Raw genomic sequence first — 18690 nt, forward strand, 5'->3', positions numbered from 1 at the left:
GGCGGGCTCCACGGGGATGGGCTATGTCGGGTGTCGCGGGACTTGTGCTGCCGTTTTTCGGGCTGATCTTCATCGGCTATGCGGTCGCCCGGCTGAAGCCGCACCCTGCCGATGCGCTCGGCTGGATGAACACATTTGTCATCTATGTGGCGCTTCCCGCTCTCTTCTTTCAGCTGCTGGCCAAGACCCCGATCGAGAAGCTGACCGAGTGGGGCTATATCTTCGGCGCCGTCGCCTCGACCTATATCGTCTTCGCCATCATGTTCGTCGGCTCGATGCTCATCAGCCGCAGTTCGGTTGCCGAAAGCACGATCAAGGGGCTCGCCGCCGCCTATGGCAATATCGGCTATATGGGGCCGGGCCTGGCGCTCCTTGCCTTTGGCGAGAAGGCGGCGGTCCCCGTGGCGCTCATCTTCTGCTTCGAGAACATGATCCATTTCGCCGTCGCGCCCATGATGATGGCGATTTCGGGCGGCGACAGGCAATCGCCTGGCCGTCTTGCGCTGGAGGTTCTGCGCAAGATCGCGCTGCATCCCTTCATCATCGCGACCGCAGTGGGCGTTGCAGCGGCTGCGGTGCAGTTCACCCCGCCGCTTCCGATCGAACGCCTTCTGGCCTATCTTGCCTCGGCTGCCGCACCCTGCGCGCTCTTTGCGATGGGTGTCAGCCTCGCCATGCGGCCGCTGCGGCGCGTTCCGCATGAGGTTGGCGTGATCGCCTTCCTCAAGCTCATTCTGCACCCCGTCATCTGTTACGTGATGCTGAGCTGGATCGGAAATTACGAGGAGAGCTGGGTGTTCTCCGCCGTTCTGCTGGCCTCGCTGCCCACGGCCACCAATGTGTTCGTGATCAGCCAGCAGTACGGAGTCTGGATGGAGCGTGCGTCGGCCAGCATTCTGATCACGACGCTGCTCTCGGTCGGAACGGTGACGGCGCTGCTTTACGCCATCACGAACGGGCTTCTGCCGCCGGATCTTTTTCCCTGACCAGACCTTTTCCCCCAAAAGGAAGAAGCGCGGAGAAACCGCTGCCCGGACGCATGCCCTCGCGCATGAAAAGCGCGCGCAGTGGCGGAATGCTGCTGATGACGCTGAGGCCCGCGCTGCGCGCGATCTGTGCCGGCAGAAGACCGGACAGAAGCGACATGTTGAGCAGGTTCACCGAGTTGCTGCGCGCCAGAACATCCGGCCGGCGCGAAGCGTCGTAGCGCGTCATGGCGGCAGGAGCGCCCGGATCGTCGCGGAAGGCGTTCGCCGTTGCGACAAGGTCTTCCACGTCGCGAATGCCCAGATTGAGCCCCTGCGCCGAGATTGGCGGGAAGACATGCGCCGCTTCGCCGATCAGCGCCACGCGGTTCTGACCGAAGCGCGATGGCATCAGCGTGCTCAGCGGATAGACCTGTCGGCCGGGCTCCACCGTCACGCCGCCGACGAGCGAGGAAAGCTGCTTCTCCACCTCACGCGAGAGGTCTTCATCGCTCAGCGCATGGCGGCGCTCGGCGTCTTCCGGGCGCTGCACCCAGACGAGGCTTGAACGCATGCCCGGCAGCGGCACCTGCGTGCACGGGCCGTTCTGCGTGTGAAATTCGGTGGAAACGAAACCATGTTCGCGCGTGTGCGAAAAATTCAAAACGAGAGCCGCCTGCGGCAGCGGGCTGGTCTTGGCCGAAATGCCAGCCGCTTCACGGGCCGGCGATCTGCGGCCATCGGCAGCGACGGCCAGCTGCGCCGAAACGCGTTCGCCATTGTCGAGCGTCGCGGTCACATGATCGGGCGCGCACTCCCAGTCCGTGACGAGGTTCTCATGCCAGTCGATAAGCGGCGAGGCCTGTGCGGCCTTGGCAAGCTCTTCGGTCAGGCGCGCATTGGGAATGTTGAGCCCAAAATACTCTTCGCCGATCTCGCCGGCGTGGAATGTCACGGTCGGACTGCGCACCAGCCGGCCGGTTGCGTCCACGAGGCGCATGGCCTTGAGCGGCGCGGTCTCGGGCAGGAGCTTTTCCAGAAAGCCCAGTGGTTCGATGATGTCGAGCGACGGGCGCATCAGCGCCACGGTGCGGCGGTCTCTGCCCTGCGGCACCGGCCCCACCAGCGTCACCGCATGGCCATGATGCGCCAGCGCGAGCGCTGCAATCAGGCCGGCCGGTCCGGTTCCTGCAACGAGAATTTTACGGTCACTATCGCCCACGGCAGCTCATCCATCTATGCTTCGACAATCATCGACAGGACATCGGCATGTCTTTGTCATGATGGGGTTGTTCGACGCAAGGTTCAACGCGGCGAAAGCACCCAGGCAATGTGACGGGGGCAGGGCGTGGACCAGCCGAATGATGATCTGACGAGGCTCGAAGGCGGCGCGCGCGCCGTTCATCGCCTGGCGCTGGCGGCTTTTCCGCTTTCCGTCCTGTCGCTCTTTCTGGCCGTCCTCCTCTCATGGGGCGTTCTGGCGCTGATGGGCGCTGGCATTGCGGCGGTGGAGCCGCGTGCGCTCGGTCCGGGCGGCATGCTGCTTGAGGCTCTGCCCGACATGCCCCTGCCTGCACCGCTGCGAACCCTGCTTTCCCTGTGTCTAGCGCCTGTCGGGGCGGGGAGCGGACCTGCCGTTTTCGCCCTTCTCGCCTTCATGTGGTTTCTGATGGCTCTGGCGATGATGCTGCCATCGGCATCCCCGTTGATTCGCACCTATTGCGAAATCGCCGACACCGCCGCCCTTAAGGGTGAGCGGGTTGTCCATCCGCTGGTTCTGGTCGCGGGCTATCTGACCGTCTGGCTGATCGCGTCTCTCGGCTTTACCGGGCTGGCGCTCGTTGCAGAACGGTTCATGAGCCAAGGCGCGGTCATGTCCCCATGGACGGGACTGGCGGGTGCTGTCGTTCTTGCCATCGCCGGCCTTTACCAGTTCTCGGCCCTGAAGGAGGCCTGTCTCGTCAAATGCCGCAATCCCTTCACCACCCTTTTCGGGCGCTGGAGCACGCGACCGCGCGCCATCTACCGGCTGGGATTGCAGCAGGGCCTGTGGTGTTTCGGATGCTGCTGGGCGCTCATGCTTGTCATGTTTGCCGTTGGCATGATGAATGTGTTCTGGATGGCGCTTCTCGGCGTTTTCACCATCGTGGAGAAATCTGGTCATAGTCGGCTTTTCACACGCATTTCGGGCGTGACGCTGCTTGTGTGGGCGCTCGCGCTTCTAGTAATCTCGATCTAGAGCATCGCAATATCCGAACAGAAGGGGTTGGTTTTTCGGATATTCCGATGCTCTGCCAATGGTTTAGATCGTCCTTTGTGCGTCCGGCCGGGGGTGCGGCGGTCTGGAAGAGGGGTCGCAAGTCATGGGAAAGAAAGACTGGGCGCTGAAAGGCGAGCTGGTGCTGTCATGCAATTGCACCGTGTTCTGTCCCTGCGTGCTTTCACTCGGCAATCATCCGCCCACTGAAGGCTATTGCCAGACCTGGGTGGGCTTCCGCATCGATGAGGGCCACTATGGCGAGACCGACCTCTCGGGCCTCAATCTCGGTCTGGTGATGGAAATTCCCGGCTATATGAGCCGCGGCAACTGGACCGTCGGCCTGTTTCTGGACGAACGCGCCTCGATCTATGCGGAAAAGGCCATCGGCAAGATCTTTTCCGGCAAGGCCGGCGGCACAACCGGTCTGCTTTCCATTCTCGTTGGCGATTTTCTGGGTATTCAGCGTGTGCCGGTGACCTATGAGGTTGAAGGCAAGACGCGTATCTTCCAGATACCGAAGATCATCGACGGGGCCGTGACGCCCATTCCCGGCGGAGACAGGGATGGCGACACTGTCATCACCAATTCGCAGTACTGGATCGCGCCGGAGATCATCGTCGCGAAATCCGACAAGAGCCGTATGCGCGCTTTCGGGCGCAACTGGAATTTTGCCGGCCGCTCGGCGGAGATCTGTCCGCTCGACTGGCGTGGCCCTTAGGCGACTATCATGACCAAGAAGAAAGTTACGGCCCCTCAGGCCAAGGCGTTTTCCGTGCATCTCTTGACGGCATCGGGATCGTTTCTCGCATTCCTATCGCTTGTGGCTGCAAGCGAGGAGCGCTGGGCGGCGATGTTCTGGTGGCTGGGCTTTGCGCTTTTTGTGGATGGCATCGACGGCCCCATCGCGCGCAAGCTCGATGTGAAGCAGGTGCTGCCCACCTGGTCGGGCGACATGCTCGACAACATCATCGACTACGTCACCTATGTGCTCATCCCCGCTTTCGCCCTGTATCAGAGCGGGTTCATGGGCGAGGGGCTTTCCTTCCTGTCGGCCGCCATCATCGTGATCACCAGCGCGATCTACTACGCCGACACGGGCATGAAGACGCGGGAAAATTTCTTCAAGGGGTTCCCCGTCGTCTGGAACATGGTGGTGTTCACGCTCTTTGTCGTACAACCGGGCGAGATGATCGCTTTTGGTGTCGTGCTCATTTCGGCCTTCACGACATTCCTGCCCGTCTTCTTCCTGCATCCGGTGCGCGTGCAGCGCCTGAGAACGCTCAATCTGGCGATTTTCTTCGCCTGGTGCGCCTTCGGCATAATCGCGCTCATCCAGTCTCTGGAGGCTGATCAGCTCATTCGCATCGGCATTGCGGTGACCGGTATTTACCTCTTTGTCATTGGAGGGGTCATGCAGGCTTGGCCGAATCTTGGCAAAGGGAATAAAGAGTAATTGTGCGTTCCCATTTGAATCTCTTTCAAGTAAAGCGGCACTAATACGGGGCAAATCCGTCTGCCTATGATCGAGCTGGGAACAAAAACAAAATGACCGAAATGGGAGCCGGCGTGGATCAACTACACGAAGGCGAAGGTGGCGGACTCCTCGATGTTCGCGGCCTGACAAAGATATTTGGCGCTCTGAAAGCCTGTGACGCGATCGATCTGTCGATCGGCAAGGGCGAAATTCATGCGCTTCTTGGCGAAAACGGCGCTGGCAAATCGACGCTGGTGAAGATGCTGTTCGGCGCATTGGAGCCGGCTGCCGGTGAAATCCACTGGAAAGGTCAACCGGTCGCGATCCATTCGCCCGGCGCTGCGCGCCATCTCGGCATCGGCATGGTGTTCCAGCACTTCTCGCTGTTTGAGGCGCTGACCGCCGCCGAGAACATCATGCTCTCGCTGGATGAGAAAACGCCGATCCTTCAGGTGGCCGAGCGGGCGCGGGAACTCTCAAAGGCCTATGGCCTGCCGCTCGATCCTTTCGCACATGTGGGCGATCTTTCGGTCGGCGAGCGCCAGCGCATCGAGATCATTCGCTGCCTCCTGCAGAAGCCGGACCTGATCATTCTCGACGAACCGACCTCCGTTCTGACCCCGCAGGAAGCCGACAAGCTGTTCGAAACGCTTGAGACGCTGCGCGACGAAGGGAAGTCGATCCTCTACATTTCGCACCGCCTTGAGGAAGTGAAGCGCCTGTGCGACCGCGCAACGGTTCTGCGGCACGGCAAGGTGGTCGCCCATTGCGATCCCCGTCAGGAGACGGCGGCGTCGCTGGCCCGCATGATGGTGGGCGATGAAGTGGCCACGGTAAAGCGCACTGGCAGCGTCGACGCTGGCGGTCAGGCGCTGCTGGAGGTCCGGGAGCTCAGCCGCCCGTCCGCCAATCCGTTTGCCGTCCCGCTACGCAAGATCGATCTCTTGGTGCGCTCCGGTGAAGTCATGGGCATTGCGGGCGTTGCCGGTAACGGGCAGGGCGAGCTTTTCGAGGCTCTCTCCGGTGAAGCCCTGCAGCAGAACGCCGCCACGATCCGCATCCGCGACAAAGATGCCGGCCGGCTCGGCATCTCCGGTCGCCGCCTTCTTGGCGCAGCCTTTGTGCCCGAAGAGCGCCTTGGCCATGGCGCAGCCCCCCAGATGCGGCTTTCCGAAAACCTGTTCCTGTCGCGTCACGTGACGGATGCAAAGGCGCTCATGGGTGCTTTCGGCACCGTGCGCACGGGTGCGCTGGCCAAGGCTGCCGCCCGCATCGTCAAGGTGATGGATGTGCGCAAGAGCGGCGAGGACCCGGAAGCCTCCGCGCTCTCGGGCGGCAATCTGCAAAAGTTCATCATCGGCCGCGAGCTGGACCGGCAACCGGCGGTGATGGTCGTGAACCAGCCGACCTGGGGTGTGGACGCCGGCGCTGCCGCGCGCATCCGCCAGGCGCTGATCGATCTGGCGCGTTCGGGCTCTGCCGTTCTCGTCATCAGCCAGGATCTGGATGAGTTGTTTGAAATGTGTGATTCCGTCGCCGTGATGCATGACGGTCGCCTGTCGGCTCCCATGCCCATCGCGGAAGCGACATTCGAGAAGATCGGTCTTCTGATGGGCGGCGCGACGCCGGAACGCTCCGAACTGCCTGAAGAAGCGGAGACGGCATGATGCGGCTTGAACTCATCAAACGGCCGCAGCATTCGGTTCTGTTCAGCGCGATTTCGCCGCTGATTGCTCTGGTTCTGACCATGATTGCCGGTGCGATCATGTTCTCGGTTCTGGGCAAGAACCCGCTCGACGCGCTCTACTATTATTTCATCGATCCGCTGCGCGAGACCTGGTCGCTGCACGAACTGGCGATCAAGGCAGCGCCGCTGATCCTGATCGCGGTCGGTCTGTCGGTCTGTTTCCTGTCCAACAACTGGAACATCGGCGCAGAAGGACAGTTCATCGCTGGCGCAATCGCCGGCAGCATCCTTCCGGTGGTCTTTCCTGATTTCCAGAACTGGCTCGTCCTGCCCCTGATGCTGATCATGGGCATGGCGGGTGGCGCGGCCTATGCCGCCGTTCCGGCATTCCTGAAAGCGCGTTTCAACACCAATGAGATCCTCACCAGCCTCATGCTGGTCTATGTGGCCGAGCTTTTCCTCGACTGGATCGTGCGCGGTCCGTGGCGTGATCCGGGCGGCATGAATTTCCCCGAAACGCGCGATTTCCATTCCTTCGCCATCCTTCCGGAGCTGATGCCGGCTGCCGGCCGCGCAAACTGGGGCATCGTGTTCGCCATCATTGCAGCCCTCGTCCTGTGGTTCGTTCTCGGCAAGACCCGCAAGGGTTTTGAAATTCGCGTTCTCGGCCAGAGCCCGCGGGCAGGGCGGTTTGCAGGCTTCAGCGCATCGCGCATGGTCATGGTCGCCTTCCTGATCTCCGGCGCTCTGGCAGGGCTTGCAGGCATTTCCGAGGTTGCCGGCGCAATCGGGCAGTTGCAGCCGTCCATTTCTCCCGGCTACGGCTTTACCGCGATCATCGTGGCGTTTCTTGGCCGGTTGAACCCGCTGGGCATCGTGGCCGCCGGTTTCGTTTTGGCGCTTTCCTATCTGGGTGGCGAGGCAGCGCAGATTTCGCTCGGTCTTTCGGACAAGGCCGCCCGCGCCTTTCAGGGCATGCTTCTGTTCTTCGTTCTCGGCTGCGACACGCTGATTCACTACCGCATCCGCCTGGTCGGGCGCGCGCCGCAGGTCCGGGAGGCCGCCGAACATGTTTGAATCCGTTCTGATCACGATCGCAACGGCCGCCACGCCTCTTCTCATAGCTGCAATCGGCGAGCTGGTCGTGGAGCGCTCCGGCGTTCTCAATCTCGGCGTTGAAGGCATGATGGTGATGGGCGCCGTCACCGGGTTTGGCGTGGCGATCACCACCGGTTCGCCATGGCTCGGCGTGTTTGCGGCCATCCTCGTCGGCGCTGCCTTTGCCCTTCTGTTCGGCTTCCTGACGCTGACGCTGGTCACCAATCAGGTTGCGACGGGACTTGCGCTCACGCTTCTGGGGCTCGGCGTTTCCGGCATGATCGGCGAAGCGTTCATCGGCCTGCCGGGCGTAAAAATGTCGCCCTGGGTCATTCCCGTCCTGTCGGATATTCCCCTTGTCGGCCGCTTCCTGTTTGCGCAGGCGCCGCTGTTCTACATCTCGATCCTGCTGGTCATCGGCGTCAGTTATTTCCTGTTCAGCACGCGCGCCGGGCTGACGCTGCGCTCGGTGGGCGACAATCATGATTCCGCCCATGCGCTGGGCATTCGCGTGATTGCGGTGCGCTATGCCGCCGTCATGTTCGGCGGCGCGTGTGCGGGGCTGGCGGGCGCTTATCTGTCGCTCGTCTACACGCCGCAATGGATCGAGAACATGACCGCCGGTCGCGGCTGGATCGCGCTGGCGCTCGTCGTGTTCGCCTCGTGGCGGCCCTGGCGCGTGCTCGCCGGGGCATATCTCTTCGGCGCGGTCTCCATCGGCCAGCTTCACGCGCAGGTGATCGGCGTGTCCGTGCCGTCGCAGCTGCTGTCGGCGCTGCCCTATGTGGCGACCATCGTGGTTCTTGTTCTAATCTCCCGCAACAGACGGCTGACCATGGTGAACACACCCGCCTGCCTCGGTCGGCCCTTTGTTCCGGCCCGGTAATATCCGAACTCAGTCAACAGAGAGGACGTCAACAATGAAGAAACTCGTTATGGCACTCGCCGCCAGCACCGCGGCCCTTGCCTTCACGGCGGCCCCTGCCGCAGCGCAGGACAAGACCAAGGCCTGCTGGATCTATGTCGGCCCGATCGGCGATTTCGGCTATTCCTACCAGCACCATCAGGGTCTGCTGGATGTCGAGGAGCATTTCGGCGATAAGGTCGAGACCGCCTATCTGGAGAGCGTTCCGGAAGGTGCGGACGCCGAGCGCGCGATTGAGCGTTTCGCACGTTCGGGCTGCGACATCATCTTCGCAACCTCCTTCGGCTTCATGGACCCGGTCCAGAAGGTCGCCGCCAAGTTCCCGGACATCAAGTTCGAGCATGCGACGGGCTTCAAGCGCGACCATCCGAATGTCGCCACCTACAATTCGCGCTTCCATGAGGGGCGTTATGTGCAGGGCGTGATTGCCGCCCAGATCTCGGAGAAGGGTGAAGCCGGCTACATCGCGTCCTTCCCGATCCCGGAAGTCGTGATGGGCATCAATGCGTTCATGCTCGGCGCGCAGTCCGTCAATCCCGACTTCAAGGTCAAGATCGTCTGGGCCAACACCTGGTTCGACGCCGGCAAGGAAGCCGACGCCGCCAAGGCGCTGCTCGATCAGGGTGTCGATGTCATCACCCAGCACACCGATTCCACCGCGCCGCTTCAGGTCGCCGGTGAACGCGGCATCAAGGGCTTCGGTCAGGCATCCGACATGATCAAGTTCGCGCCCGACACGCAGCTCACCTCCATCGTCGACGACTGGGGCCCGTACTACATCGAGCGCGTTCAGGCGGTCATGGACGGTTCCTGGGAGCAGCAGGACGTCTGGGGCGGCATGAAGGACGGCCACGTCGTGATGGCGCCCTACACGAACATGCCCGACGATGTGAAGGCGGCTGCCGAAGCCGTTGAAGCGAAGATCAGGGATGAGGGCTTCAACCCCTTCACCGGTCCCGTCTACAAGCAGGATGGCACGCTGTGGCTCGAAGAGGGTGAGGTCGCACCCGATGGTGACGTTCTCAGCATCAACTTCTATGTGAAGGGCGTGGACGACCAGCTGCCGAACTGATCGGCATCCTCGCAGTCTTCTGCATTCGGAAAAGGCGGCTCTCGGGCCGCCTTTTTTGCGTCTAACCGCTTGCCCGCGAATGCTCCTGCCACAGCCCTGTCAGGAGCACTGTGCCAGAACGGCTGCGAGCAAAAAGGGAAGGCAAATCCATGCTTAAATTCTACCACGCGCCGTGGTCCCGTTCCTCAAGCGTGTTGTGGCTTCTGGAAGAGTTGCAGGCACCCTATGATCTCGAACTGGCCGACATGCATGCACAGGGCGGCGTGCCTGAGAGCTATCGTGCGATCCAGCCGAGCAAGAAAGTGCCGGCCATCGTTCACGACGGTCATATCGTGACCGAGCGCGCGGCAATCACGCTTTATCTCGCCGACATGTTTCCCGAGGCAGGGCTCGCGCCCGCCATCGATGACCCGGCGCGCGCCGCCTATCTGCGGTCGCTCGTCTATCACGACGCGGTGTTTGATCCGGTCGTCTGCGCGCGCGTTCACGGACTGGCCTATGAGAGCCGTGACTATCCCTTCGGGACCTTTGACGACATGGTGGCGTTTCTGGAGCGCCAGCTTGGCGAGACGCCATACGCTGCCGGAGACCGTTTCACCGCCGCCGACGTTCAGCTTGGAACCGGCATCGGCTACACGATGAACATCATGAACGCCCTCCCGGAACGCCCCGTCTTCAAAGAATATGTCGCAAGGATCGAGCAGCGGCCGGCCTACCGCAAGGCGCAGCAGATCGACATGGAACTGGCTTCGAGAATTCCGTTCTTTTCAGGAGAAAATGCGCCAGGAAAAGTCTGAAGGAAGGCGCGGGCAGGCGGGGCCTGCCCGGCGCTTATTTCGTTGCTTCCTCAAGCAGCGTTTCGATGAAACGCGGCAGGGCGAAAGAAGCCCTGTGATGTGCGGGCGTGTAGTACCGTGTGTCGATACCAGCCATGCGCTGTGCGAGCGTTTCTTCGCTCACCTTCAGCGTATCGGCATTGTCGGTCGACCAGCCGAGCGTCATGTGTCCGCCGAAATAGGTCGGTACCGCAACGAGATAGCAGCTTGCAATCTCAAACACGGAGCGCAGGCCGCGCATGGCGGTCTGGAACTCTTCCGGCTGAAGGAACGGCACGCCGTTCTGGCTGACGACGATGCCGCCAGGGCGCAGAATGCGCTTCAAATTCCGGTAGAATTCGGTCGTGAACAGCACCGCGCCCGGACCGGACGGGTCTGTGGAATCCACCAGAATGACGTCGAAGCGTTGATCGGTTTCGGCCGCAAACGCAGCGCCGTCGGCAATCTCCACTTTGAAGCGGGGATCATCGAAGACGGACGCATTGAAATCCGCGAAATGTTCTTTCGAGAATTCCAGAACCGAAGCGTCGATCTCGACCTGGGTGAGGGTGCCAACACGCTTGTGCTTCAGCACTTCCTCGGCAAGGCCGCAATCGCCGCCACCGATGATCAGCACATCGGCAGGGTTGTCATGCGCCGCAATCGGCACATGCGCGAGCATCTCGTGATACATGAACTCGTCGCGGCTGGTGACCTGCACCGCCCCGTCGAGCATCAGGACCTTGCCGAAGATGCCGTTGCGGATCAGCGCCAGCTGATGATGTCCTGTACCATCCTGGTACAGGACATCATCGACATCAAAAACGATGCTGACGCCGTTGTGCAGGGTCTCGGCGATCGTTTTGCGTTCGCTCACGCGCTTCGCCCCCGCAACAGTTCCTGCACGTCAATGCGACCCGGCGAGAAGGCGCGCTGCAGCACATCGATGCAGCGTTCCGGCTCCGCGTCGCCGCACATGAAGATATCCAGAGCCGCGTAGCTCCGCTCCGGCCACGAATGGATGGAGATGTGGCTTTCCGCCAGAACGGCAACGCCGCTCACCCCGCCATTCGGTTCGAATGGATGCAGATGGATATGCAGCAAAGTCGCGCCGGCTGCATTCACGCAGTCGACGAGCGTTTGCTGGATATACGGCAGATCGTCGAGACGCTCGGCCTCGAACAGATCAACGATAAAGTGCGATCCGGCGCACAGCACGCCGTTCTTCTCGATGAAGTGATCTTTGTCGTCGCAAACCGCCGGAGCGGGCTGCGCTGTGGTGTTTTCTTCCTTTTGGGCGGTGTTCAGTACAACTGAATCCATCCCCAATTGGAAAAGGGCGTCTTGCGACATGGCGTCCTCTCCAACCAGCAGATGTCTGAGGCCTGACCATTCAGGCGTGGCCCGTATATATGCAACGAAAGTGGCGACGCAAGCATAATCATTCATCGAATTTTATGACATTTTTGCAGCAGCCGGGTGCGAATACGCATTACCCCTGCGTCACATTTCGGCGATGCAGGGCATGTGCGGTCTGTATATTTCCTGACGTATACATTTATAAATCATGGCATCATTTCACATTTCCAGGCGGAATAAGTATTTTACAAATTTTTGTATCGCCATAAGAATAGATCTTATTGAAATAACTTATTTAATGTTTGTAACAAAGATATACGATAATGAACCTGAATGGAGAGTTCTCGGATTGGCTCGCGACCAACCAGGTTGATGAAAAATTCCTTCTGAGAAATTTAACCGGCAAACCATTCTCTCGACAGGCGTTCGCCCCTGAATCAGCCGCCGTCGGTGAAGTTCCAGAGATGTCTGCAGAAGAGGCCTGGGCGCTTGCGTCGCAGTCTCTTGCGGCAGCGCTGCCGCGACTCGCGCGGTTGATTCGATTTGTCCGAAACCGTGCGCCCAAATGCCTTGAGCCAAAGGCCGGGAAGCCGGAAAGGGCGTTCACCTATGATCATGGCCGCCGGCAATTGCCGTTCGTCAGTTGCAGCTATCGCGGCCAGGCGTCCGACATTCTGACGGTCGCACATGAATTCTCTCATGCGCTTCAGATTGTCGCTTCGGCAAATTCTGCCATGCCGCCTCTGGCGCGTGAGGTCTGCGCGTTCATTGGCGAGCATGCGCTTCTGGACTGGGCCCGGCAGAATGCTTCTCCATTGCTGCCCCGTCTTGAGGCAGCCTGGGCGGCGGACAATCAATGCTATATGGGCGCGGATGCCGAGCGATTACGCAAAGCGCTTGCCCGCAAAAGCGGAGCTTACGATTATCGCTGGAACTACCCGGTCGCTCGTGTTCTTGCCTGTGCGATCTGGCGTCACTGGGAGCGCGCGGAGATCATCGCGCTCTTTCGCAGCGGAGCTGCTGCGCCCTCCCTGCTGATCGGGGGCACGCGGACGCTGCGGCCACATTTTGATCTGCCGCCCTTACCCCTTGATGGTGGCGAGACCGTCAAACTCTATCGTCAGATCGGCGTTGCGACGCTGCTTGATCTACAGGAAGGCTCTGGGCGCGAACAGGCTGGTGCAGAGTTGTCCAGGCGCTATGGCACCCTTTTGAGGTGCATGCAGAGCCGCAGTCTCTTCATCGCTCTCGACCGCGAAAATGTGCCCATTGGATACGCCACATGGCAGCGGGACGAAGAGAAAACCATCACGGCGCATTCCTGCGTACCGCAGACTGAACGGCTGCCGTTTTTCCTCAAATCGCTTTCCCGAGCCTGCCCTGATGTAGGTCGCGTTGTCGAGCGTTCCTGTCAGTTGGCCAGTCGCGAGAGGCCGGCCTCATGACGGCAATCGATGTCTATGCGGGCGCTGGCTATGTTCTGGAGCTCTTGGCGCGGTCACCCTATCACCGGCCGTTCCCGTTCCGGCGCTATTTCGAAGTCGAGATCCTGCCGCCCCTTCAGTGCAGCCAGGCGCGCTTCTATCTGACGCCGGGCGGCATCCCGACCGGTTTTATCAGCTGGGCCTTGCTGGATGACGCCACGCTGGACGAGATACTCTCCACCGGCCGGGCACTCAGGGCAGGTGAGTGGGCGTGTGGTGAAAACCTGTTCTTCAACGACTTCATCGCGCCATACGGGACGCTTCCGGAAATCGTCAAAGACCTGAAAACGAATATGTTCCCGGGGCGGCAGGCGACCAGCATTCGCCGCCACCCGGATGGTTCCATCAGGTCTGTGAAACGCTGGAAAGCGTCCAGATAAATTCGTTTCGCCGAAGCAACTGGCCGAAACCGGGGGCGGTTATTGTGCTTCTTCGGCAAGAGATGCTTTCGCCGTTTTGCGTCGAAAGCATACCGGTGATTTTTCCACCGGTTTAACTGCCGGATATCCGGCTCAATAGTAAAAGTCATTTTGAAGAGGTTACCAATGTTTACAGATATTGATTTCGCTGATGATTGCCTGGACAGCGCTTTCAGCTTCGGAGGCGGTGGTGAAGGCAAACTGGCCGGTGGCATCATTGGCGCATTTATCGGCGGTTTGGTTGGCGGTTGCATTGGCGCCGTTCCGGGCGCTGAGATCGGGGGCGTTGTCGGCAACACTGTCGGCGGTCTCATCGGTGACGTGATCGACAGCGCAGTGGCCTGACCGGCTCTTTGCGCCAATCGTTGTTGCAGCCCGCAGCTTGGAGCGAGGGCTGTAGCGATATGGGGCCGTGGGGTTCCGCGGCCCTGTGTCTGCCAGACAAACCACGCCACTGATGGTTTCCAGATATGACACCAAACACCTCGCTTCCGGGGCAGGGCGTTCCGCTCTCCTGGTTCAGCACCACGCTGCGCAAGCACAGCTTGCTCTATGCGGAGCTCACCTTTCTGGCCATATGCGTTCGGCTGATTGGTCTGCTGGAGCCCTTTGTCTTTCAGGTGGTGATCGACCGCATTCTGCCGTTTCAGCGTGAAGCGTCTTTGATTGTCGTTATCGTCGTCCTGATCGGCGCCAACCTCTTTTCGCTCGGCTTCAATCTTCTGGCGGCGTTTCTCGGCGTCTCGGTCGCAAATCGCCTCACATCGGAACTTGGACGCCGGCTCTTCGATCACCTCTTTCGGCTCCCGCTGCGGCATTTCCGACGATGGCCGGTGGGGGAAACCCTGTCACGGATCGGCGAGACCGACACAATTCGCGGGTTTCTGATCGGGGTCACGACGGGTGCGTCGCTCGATCTTCTGTTCATCGGCGTCTATTTCATGGTTCTCCTGTCCATCTCGGGCAAGCTCACCATGGTCGTGGCCTTTGCGCTCCCGCTTCAGGCGCTGCTCTATATGTGTTTCGGGCCTGTTCTGCGAAAGCGCCTGCGCGCCCAGTTCGATGCCGGATCACATCATCAGGCGCGCATGGTGGAAAACCTTTCAGGCATGACCGCCGTAAAAGCCCTGACGGCCGAAGGGGCCATGCTGTCGCGCTTAAGCGAAACGCTCGCGCAGACCCTGAATGCCTCCCGCCGCGTCTACACGATGAACGCGGTCAGCGGGCAGCTGATCGGCCTTTGCGAAAAGGGCATCTTCATCGGTGTCATCTATATCGGCGCACAGCAGGTCTTCGCCGGAGAGCTTACCCTTGGCCAGCTGATCGCGTTTCAGTTGATCGCAGAGAAGATCGCCGCGCCGATTGCCGGGTTTTCGAAGCTCTGGCAGGACTGGCAGAACCTTCGAATTTCCCGCCAGCGCCTGGGCGACATTCTCAACAGCGAGCAGGAAAAATTCGGCAGCGGGAGTGTTTTTCCGGATGACATCGAACCACGGCTTGCCTTTCAGGGGGTCTCGTTCGGTTATGGGCCAGACGAGCCGCCGGTCATCAGCGGGCTTGATCTTTCCCTTGAACCGCGGACCTGTACGCTGGTGGTCGGGCCGTCGGGCATAGGCAAGTCCACATTCGGACGTCTCGCCGCCGGTCTCGAAGAACCGCAGAGCGGGATCATAACCGTCGGTGGTCAGGATCTGGCGGCGTTCGAACCGGAAAGCCTGCGCTCCCGCGTCGTTTATGTGCCTCAGGAGCCCTATCTCTTCTCTGGAACATTGCGCGAAAACCTGCTGCTGCGCACACCGGACGCCAGCGATGCCGAAATCCTAGACGCGCTTCGCATCTCTGCCGCCGGGGAACTGGTGTTCCGCCTTGCGCAGGGGCTTGATACCGAGGTCGGGGAGCGTGGCTCGGCCCTGTCAGGCGGGCAGAAGCAGCGCGTGGCCATCGCGCGCGCAATTCTTCAAAAGCCCGCCATCCTGATACTGGATGAACCCACAAGCGCACTTGATGAGGCAGCGCAGCACCGGCTGGTCTCCGAGCTCATGCAGCTCAGAAAGCAACTGACCGTTATCGTGATCACACATCGTCCGGATGTCTTTGCCGGAGCGGATCGCGTCATTGATTTCGGTTTGGGGAGACATTGATGTCTGCAACTGACGAACTCGACCGCACATCGCCGACGCTGCGCATCACCGCGCTTTTCACCAGCACGGTCTTTCTCATCATTCTGGTCGCGTCCTGCGTCCTTCGTGTCGAGATAACCGCACGCGGAACGGCACGCATCGTCCCGGTCGACCGGGTTCAGGTGGTGCAGCCCGAATATCCTGGCGCGATCACACAAATACGCGTCCGCAATGGAGCAAAAGTCGTCAAAGGCGACCTCCTTGTAAGCCTCGATGCAACGCCGGCACGCGCCGAGCGCATGACGCTGATCGAAGAGGAGACACGACTTGGACGCGAAGATGCACGTCTAGCGGCTTTTCTGGCGGGTATCGCTGCGATGCGGGAAGGGGGCCTGCCGCCCCCTCCCGACGTGACCGAAGATTTTAAGATCGATGCAGTCGATGAGACAGGCATGGAGGAACAGAAACGCCTTCTCTCCGCCGATCTGAAGGACTTTGCCGACACTCTAAGGCGCGCCGATGCCCGCATCGAGGCAAACAGCCGGGAAAGCGACGTCATTCAGGGAAGAATTGCACAGACCGAGGCCGCTCTGGAAATCCAGAACGAACGTTTGCGGGCGGTTGAGAAACTCTTGAAGCGTGGCGCGGTGTCCCGCAGCAACTATCTGGATGTGCGCAAACTGTTCGACAGTCTGGAAAACGACAGGATCATCGCCGAACGCCAGGCAGAGCAGAAACAGGCAGAGGCCGGTGTCTTGCAGGCCGAGTGGCGAGGCCTTTTCAGCAGCAGAAGCAGCGCCGCCTTAAAACGGCGCGACGAGATCGCACTGCGTCTTGCCGTGCTGCGGCAAAAGCAGCGCGCCCTGAAGGAGCGCATCGCGGCTGCCACGCTGACCGCCCCCGTGTCAGGCACTGTCGAGCAGCTCCAGATCGCCACCATTGGCGGCGTTGTGCAGGCGGGGCAGGAGTTGTTGCGGATCGTGCCAAGCGACAGCGCGCTTGAGCTGGAGGCGCTCTTTTCGAACGAAGACAGCGGCTTTCTCGAAGTTGGCCAGAAGGTGCGTGTTCGTCTCGATGCCTATCCGGCCGAGCGTTTCGGAACCGCAATTGCCGAGATCACCGATATCGCGACCGACTCCATTGAAACAGGCTCATCCGGGCGCTGGGGGTTCGCCGTGTCCATGAAGCCGGAGGACGCATTCCTCCAGTCTCCGTCCGGCCAGCTCGCGCTGCGGCCCGGCATGACGGCCAGTGTGGACGCCATCACCGGAGAGCGCCGCCTGATCAGCTATTTCATCGCGCCGATCACCGCCCAGTTCAGCCGGAGCCTTGGAGAACGCTGACCTTTCCTGATTTTGTGGCCGCGCCCTCTTCATCAAAACCGTCTGGCCCGGTATTGAGAAACCGGTCGACCGTTCGTCGGCGTCGTACCGGGGAGGGGTAATGACACAAACTCTCGCGCCTTTTTGCGCTGCCGTTGACTGGGGCACCAGCAGCTTTCGCCTGTGGCTTCTGGATGAAGCAGGCGCCGTTCTGGCCGAGAGCCGAAGCGGCGAGGGGATGATGCACTGCGCTTCGGGCCCGGGGTTTCAGCCCGTTCTCGATGCCCATCTTGCAAAGGCCGGAGCACCCGCAGACCTGCCTGTCGTGATCTGCGGCATGGCCGGGGCGCGTCAGGGCTGGCTGGAAGCGCCCTACGTGGCCGCGCCGGCCGCACTCTCCGAACTGCCGTTCAACGCCGCGCGGATCGCAGACGCCACTGCCGACATTCGCATTCTGCCCGGCATTTCGCTCAATGACGCATCGTCCCCGAACGTCATGCGCGGCGAGGAAACGCAATTGCTGGGCACCGTCGAGGCGCTTGGCAGCGCTCTCGTCTGCATGCCGGGCACCCACAGCAAATGGGTGCGCGTGGAGGCAGGCGCGGTCACCCGTTTCAGCACCTTCATGACGGGGGAGCTGTTTTCCGTTCTCACCCGGCACGCCATTCTGCAACACGCGGTGGATGCCGAAAGCGTGGTGAAAAGCGATGACGCGGCGTTTCTTGCCGCACTCGAGCGCGCCATCGCCCAGCCCGATGCGAGCCTGTCCGGCCTCTTCGGCGTCCGCGCTGCACAGCTTCTGGGCTATGAGCCCCGCGACGACGGGGCCGCACATCTTTCCGGCCTCCTGATCGGCGGTGAAGTGGCCGCAGCCCGCTCGCTCTACGGTGCGGATGCCGCTGTCACGCTCATTGCCTCCGGTGGCGTGTCGGCCCTTTATGAGACAGCGCTTGCGCGCGCCGGCTTTACCGTGACGCTGATCGATGCGGAAACCGCTTCGCGCAACGGGCTTTACCGTTCTGCGCGCCAGATCTGGGATGTGAAATGATGGATGTTTTAGACAAGAACTGGCCCGGAACGAACCGCGCGCTCGTCGCGATCCTGCGTGGCATTCGCCCCCCGGAAGTCGTGCCCATGACCGAGATGCTGATCGAAGAGGGCATCACCTCCATCGAGGTTCCGCTGAACTCGCCGGATCCCTTCAGATCCATCGAGGCGGCGCTCGCAGCAGCCGGGAAGAGGGCGCTGATTGGTGCCGGAACGGTGCTTGATGTCGAAGACGTCGACCGGCTTGCCGATATGGGCGCAAAGCTCGTTGTGAGCCCGAACACGGACGCGGATGTGATCCGCCGCACTGTCGAGCGCGGGCTGGTCTCCATGCCGGGCGTCTTCACGCCCTCCGAGGCGCTTCTGGCCCACAAATGTGGCGCCACGGCGCTCAAATTCTTTCCGGCGTCCGCGCTTGGCGTGTCGGGCATCGCCGCCGTCAAGGCGATCCTGCCCGCCGATGCGACCGTCTGTGCAGTGGGTGGCGTTTCGGACGCGACCATAAAGGATTATGTCCGCATCGGAGTGCGCGCCTTCGGTCTCGCCACAGGGCTCTACAGGCCCGGCGACAGCGTCGAAACCGTCCGCCAGAAGGCGCGTTCCACCGTCGCGGCCTACGATGCGGCGCTCGCGGACGCGTAAG

The 18690-nt window shown here is 61.2% G+C and carries 19 protein-coding genes; 16 read left to right on the forward strand and 3 right to left on the reverse strand.

Annotated elements, in window-relative coordinates; all coding sequences use genetic code 11:
* Nucleotides 1-23: 23 nt before the first annotated feature.
* Nucleotides 24-986, forward strand: a complete 963-nt coding sequence (locus tag JYP46_RS05845) for an AEC family transporter (RefSeq protein ID WP_113155239.1) — start codon at nucleotides 24-26, stop codon at nucleotides 984-986.
* Here JYP46_RS05845 and JYP46_RS05850 read toward each other — a convergent pair.
* The gene (locus JYP46_RS05850; RefSeq protein ID WP_206547532.1) at nucleotides 949-2187 is read right to left on the reverse strand and encodes a UbiH/UbiF family hydroxylase; all 1239 of its coding nucleotides are present in this window, start codon (nucleotides 2185-2187) and stop codon (nucleotides 949-951) included. The genes JYP46_RS05845 and JYP46_RS05850 overlap by 38 nt on opposite strands.
* Nucleotides 2188-2313: 126 nt before the next feature.
* On the opposite strand from JYP46_RS05850, the gene JYP46_RS05855 reads away from it, so the two are divergent.
* The 8 genes from JYP46_RS05855 to JYP46_RS05890 all read left to right on the forward strand — a co-directional run bounded on the left by JYP46_RS05855 (nucleotide 2314) and on the right by JYP46_RS05890 (nucleotide 10278).
* Nucleotides 2314-3204 (forward strand): DUF2182 domain-containing protein, encoded by an 891-nt coding sequence (locus JYP46_RS05855; RefSeq protein ID WP_206547533.1) that lies wholly within the window; start codon nucleotides 2314-2316, stop codon nucleotides 3202-3204.
* Nucleotides 3205-3328: 124 nt separating this feature from the next.
* Complete coding sequence (locus JYP46_RS05860) at nucleotides 3329-3943, forward strand: DUF1326 domain-containing protein (RefSeq protein WP_206547534.1); 615 nt, start codon at nucleotides 3329-3331, stop codon at nucleotides 3941-3943.
* A gap of 9 nt (nucleotides 3944-3952) precedes the next feature.
* Nucleotides 3953-4678 carry a phosphatidylcholine synthase gene (pcsA, locus tag JYP46_RS05865; protein WP_206547535.1) on the forward strand — a complete coding sequence of 242 codons (726 nt, stop codon included), beginning with the start codon at nucleotides 3953-3955 and terminating at the stop codon, nucleotides 4676-4678.
* Nucleotides 4679-4779: 101 nt separating this feature from the next.
* Nucleotides 4780-6366, forward strand: coding sequence for an ABC transporter ATP-binding protein (locus JYP46_RS05870; RefSeq protein ID WP_222473956.1), 1587 nt, complete (start codon nucleotides 4780-4782; stop codon nucleotides 6364-6366).
* Nucleotides 6366-7463 carry an ABC transporter permease gene (locus JYP46_RS05875; RefSeq protein WP_206547725.1) on the forward strand — a complete coding sequence of 366 codons (1098 nt, stop codon included), beginning with the start codon at nucleotides 6366-6368 and terminating at the stop codon, nucleotides 7461-7463. The genes JYP46_RS05870 and JYP46_RS05875 overlap by 1 nt, the downstream gene beginning before the upstream one ends.
* Nucleotides 7456-8370, forward strand: a complete 915-nt coding sequence (locus tag JYP46_RS05880) for an ABC transporter permease (RefSeq protein WP_206545272.1) — start codon at nucleotides 7456-7458, stop codon at nucleotides 8368-8370. Before JYP46_RS05875 ends, JYP46_RS05880 begins: the two co-directional genes overlap by 8 nt.
* A gap of 34 nt (nucleotides 8371-8404) precedes the next feature.
* Nucleotides 8405-9481, forward strand: coding sequence for a BMP family ABC transporter substrate-binding protein (locus JYP46_RS05885; RefSeq protein WP_206547537.1), 1077 nt, complete (start codon nucleotides 8405-8407; stop codon nucleotides 9479-9481).
* A gap of 149 nt (nucleotides 9482-9630) precedes the next feature.
* Complete coding sequence (locus JYP46_RS05890; protein WP_206547538.1) at nucleotides 9631-10278, forward strand: glutathione S-transferase family protein; 648 nt, start codon at nucleotides 9631-9633, stop codon at nucleotides 10276-10278.
* Between the two features lie 34 nt (nucleotides 10279-10312).
* Here the strand turns inward: JYP46_RS05890 and speE are convergent, their stop codons facing one another.
* Together speE and speD are read right to left on the reverse strand one after the other, a co-directional pair.
* Entirely contained in the window at nucleotides 10313-11173 is an 861-nt protein-coding gene (gene speE / locus JYP46_RS05895; RefSeq protein ID WP_206547539.1) for a polyamine aminopropyltransferase, read from the reverse strand.
* Nucleotides 11170-11649, reverse strand: a complete 480-nt coding sequence (speD, locus tag JYP46_RS05900; RefSeq protein ID WP_206547540.1) for an adenosylmethionine decarboxylase — start codon at nucleotides 11647-11649, stop codon at nucleotides 11170-11172. Before speD ends, speE begins: the two co-directional genes overlap by 4 nt.
* Nucleotides 11650-12119: 470 nt before the next feature.
* Here speD and JYP46_RS05905 point away from each other — a divergent pair, with 470 nt between their 5' ends.
* The 7 genes from JYP46_RS05905 (at nucleotide 12120) to JYP46_RS05935 (ending at nucleotide 18689) form a co-directional block, all read left to right on the forward strand.
* The gene (locus JYP46_RS05905; protein ID WP_206547541.1) at nucleotides 12120-13100 is read left to right on the forward strand and encodes a hypothetical protein; all 981 of its coding nucleotides are present in this window, start codon (nucleotides 12120-12122) and stop codon (nucleotides 13098-13100) included.
* Nucleotides 13097-13519 carry a toxin-activating lysine-acyltransferase gene (locus tag JYP46_RS05910; protein WP_113155227.1) on the forward strand — a complete coding sequence of 141 codons (423 nt, stop codon included), beginning with the start codon at nucleotides 13097-13099 and terminating at the stop codon, nucleotides 13517-13519. The genes JYP46_RS05905 and JYP46_RS05910 overlap by 4 nt, the downstream gene beginning before the upstream one ends.
* 165 nt (nucleotides 13520-13684) lie before the next feature.
* Nucleotides 13685-13903, forward strand: a complete 219-nt coding sequence (locus JYP46_RS05915) for a hypothetical protein (RefSeq protein ID WP_206545278.1) — start codon at nucleotides 13685-13687, stop codon at nucleotides 13901-13903.
* A gap of 125 nt (nucleotides 13904-14028) precedes the next feature.
* A complete protein-coding gene (locus tag JYP46_RS05920; RefSeq protein ID WP_206547542.1) occupies nucleotides 14029-15699 on the forward strand; it encodes a peptidase domain-containing ABC transporter in 1671 nt (556 codons plus the stop codon).
* Nucleotides 15699-17021: an HlyD family type I secretion periplasmic adaptor subunit gene (locus tag JYP46_RS05925; RefSeq protein WP_206547543.1), complete on the forward strand. Its 1323-nt coding sequence runs from the start codon at nucleotides 15699-15701 to the stop codon at nucleotides 17019-17021. The genes JYP46_RS05920 and JYP46_RS05925 overlap by 1 nt, the downstream gene beginning before the upstream one ends.
* A gap of 100 nt (nucleotides 17022-17121) precedes the next feature.
* Nucleotides 17122-18048 (forward strand): 2-dehydro-3-deoxygalactonokinase, encoded by a 927-nt coding sequence (locus JYP46_RS05930; protein ID WP_206547544.1) that lies wholly within the window; start codon nucleotides 17122-17124, stop codon nucleotides 18046-18048.
* Entirely contained in the window at nucleotides 18045-18689 is a 645-nt protein-coding gene (locus JYP46_RS05935) for a 2-dehydro-3-deoxy-6-phosphogalactonate aldolase (protein WP_224873247.1), read from the forward strand. Before JYP46_RS05930 ends, JYP46_RS05935 begins: the two co-directional genes overlap by 4 nt.
* Nucleotide 18690 lies beyond the last annotated feature (1 nt).

This window comes from Nitratireductor aquimarinus, assembly GCF_017255295.1.
Lineage (GTDB): Bacteria > Pseudomonadota > Alphaproteobacteria > Rhizobiales > Rhizobiaceae > Nitratireductor > Nitratireductor aquimarinus.

Bases quoted from the DNA above. Each gene is read 5' to 3' on its own strand.
- JYP46_RS05845 (WP_113155239.1), top strand. From the start codon at position 24: ATGTCGGGTGTCGCGGGACTTGTGCTGCCGTTTTTCGGGCTGATCTTC.
- JYP46_RS05860 (WP_206547534.1), top strand. From the start codon at position 3,329: ATGGGAAAGAAAGACTGGGCGCTGAAAGGCGAGCTGGTGCTGTCATGC.
- pcsA (WP_206547535.1), top strand. From the start codon at position 3,953: ATGACCAAGAAGAAAGTTACGGCCCCTCAGGCCAAGGCGTTTTCCGTG.
- JYP46_RS05870 (WP_222473956.1), top strand. From the start codon at position 4,780: ATGGGAGCCGGCGTGGATCAACTACACGAAGGCGAAGGTGGCGGACTC.
- JYP46_RS05875 (WP_206547725.1), top strand. From the start codon at position 6,366: ATGCGGCTTGAACTCATCAAACGGCCGCAGCATTCGGTTCTGTTCAGC.
- JYP46_RS05880 (WP_206545272.1), top strand. From the start codon at position 7,456: ATGTTTGAATCCGTTCTGATCACGATCGCAACGGCCGCCACGCCTCTT.
- JYP46_RS05885 (WP_206547537.1), top strand. From the start codon at position 8,405: ATGAAGAAACTCGTTATGGCACTCGCCGCCAGCACCGCGGCCCTTGCC.
- JYP46_RS05890 (WP_206547538.1), top strand. From the start codon at position 9,631: ATGCTTAAATTCTACCACGCGCCGTGGTCCCGTTCCTCAAGCGTGTTG.
- speD (WP_206547540.1), bottom strand. From the start codon at position 11,649: ATGTCGCAAGACGCCCTTTTCCAATTGGGGATGGATTCAGTTGTACTG.
- JYP46_RS05905 (WP_206547541.1), top strand. From the start codon at position 12,120: ATGTCTGCAGAAGAGGCCTGGGCGCTTGCGTCGCAGTCTCTTGCGGCA.
- JYP46_RS05910 (WP_113155227.1), top strand. From the start codon at position 13,097: ATGACGGCAATCGATGTCTATGCGGGCGCTGGCTATGTTCTGGAGCTC.
- JYP46_RS05915 (WP_206545278.1), top strand. From the start codon at position 13,685: ATGTTTACAGATATTGATTTCGCTGATGATTGCCTGGACAGCGCTTTC.
- JYP46_RS05920 (WP_206547542.1), top strand. From the start codon at position 14,029: ATGACACCAAACACCTCGCTTCCGGGGCAGGGCGTTCCGCTCTCCTGG.
- JYP46_RS05925 (WP_206547543.1), top strand. From the start codon at position 15,699: ATGTCTGCAACTGACGAACTCGACCGCACATCGCCGACGCTGCGCATC.
- JYP46_RS05930 (WP_206547544.1), top strand. From the start codon at position 17,122: ATGACACAAACTCTCGCGCCTTTTTGCGCTGCCGTTGACTGGGGCACC.
- JYP46_RS05935 (WP_224873247.1), top strand. From the start codon at position 18,045: ATGATGGATGTTTTAGACAAGAACTGGCCCGGAACGAACCGCGCGCTC.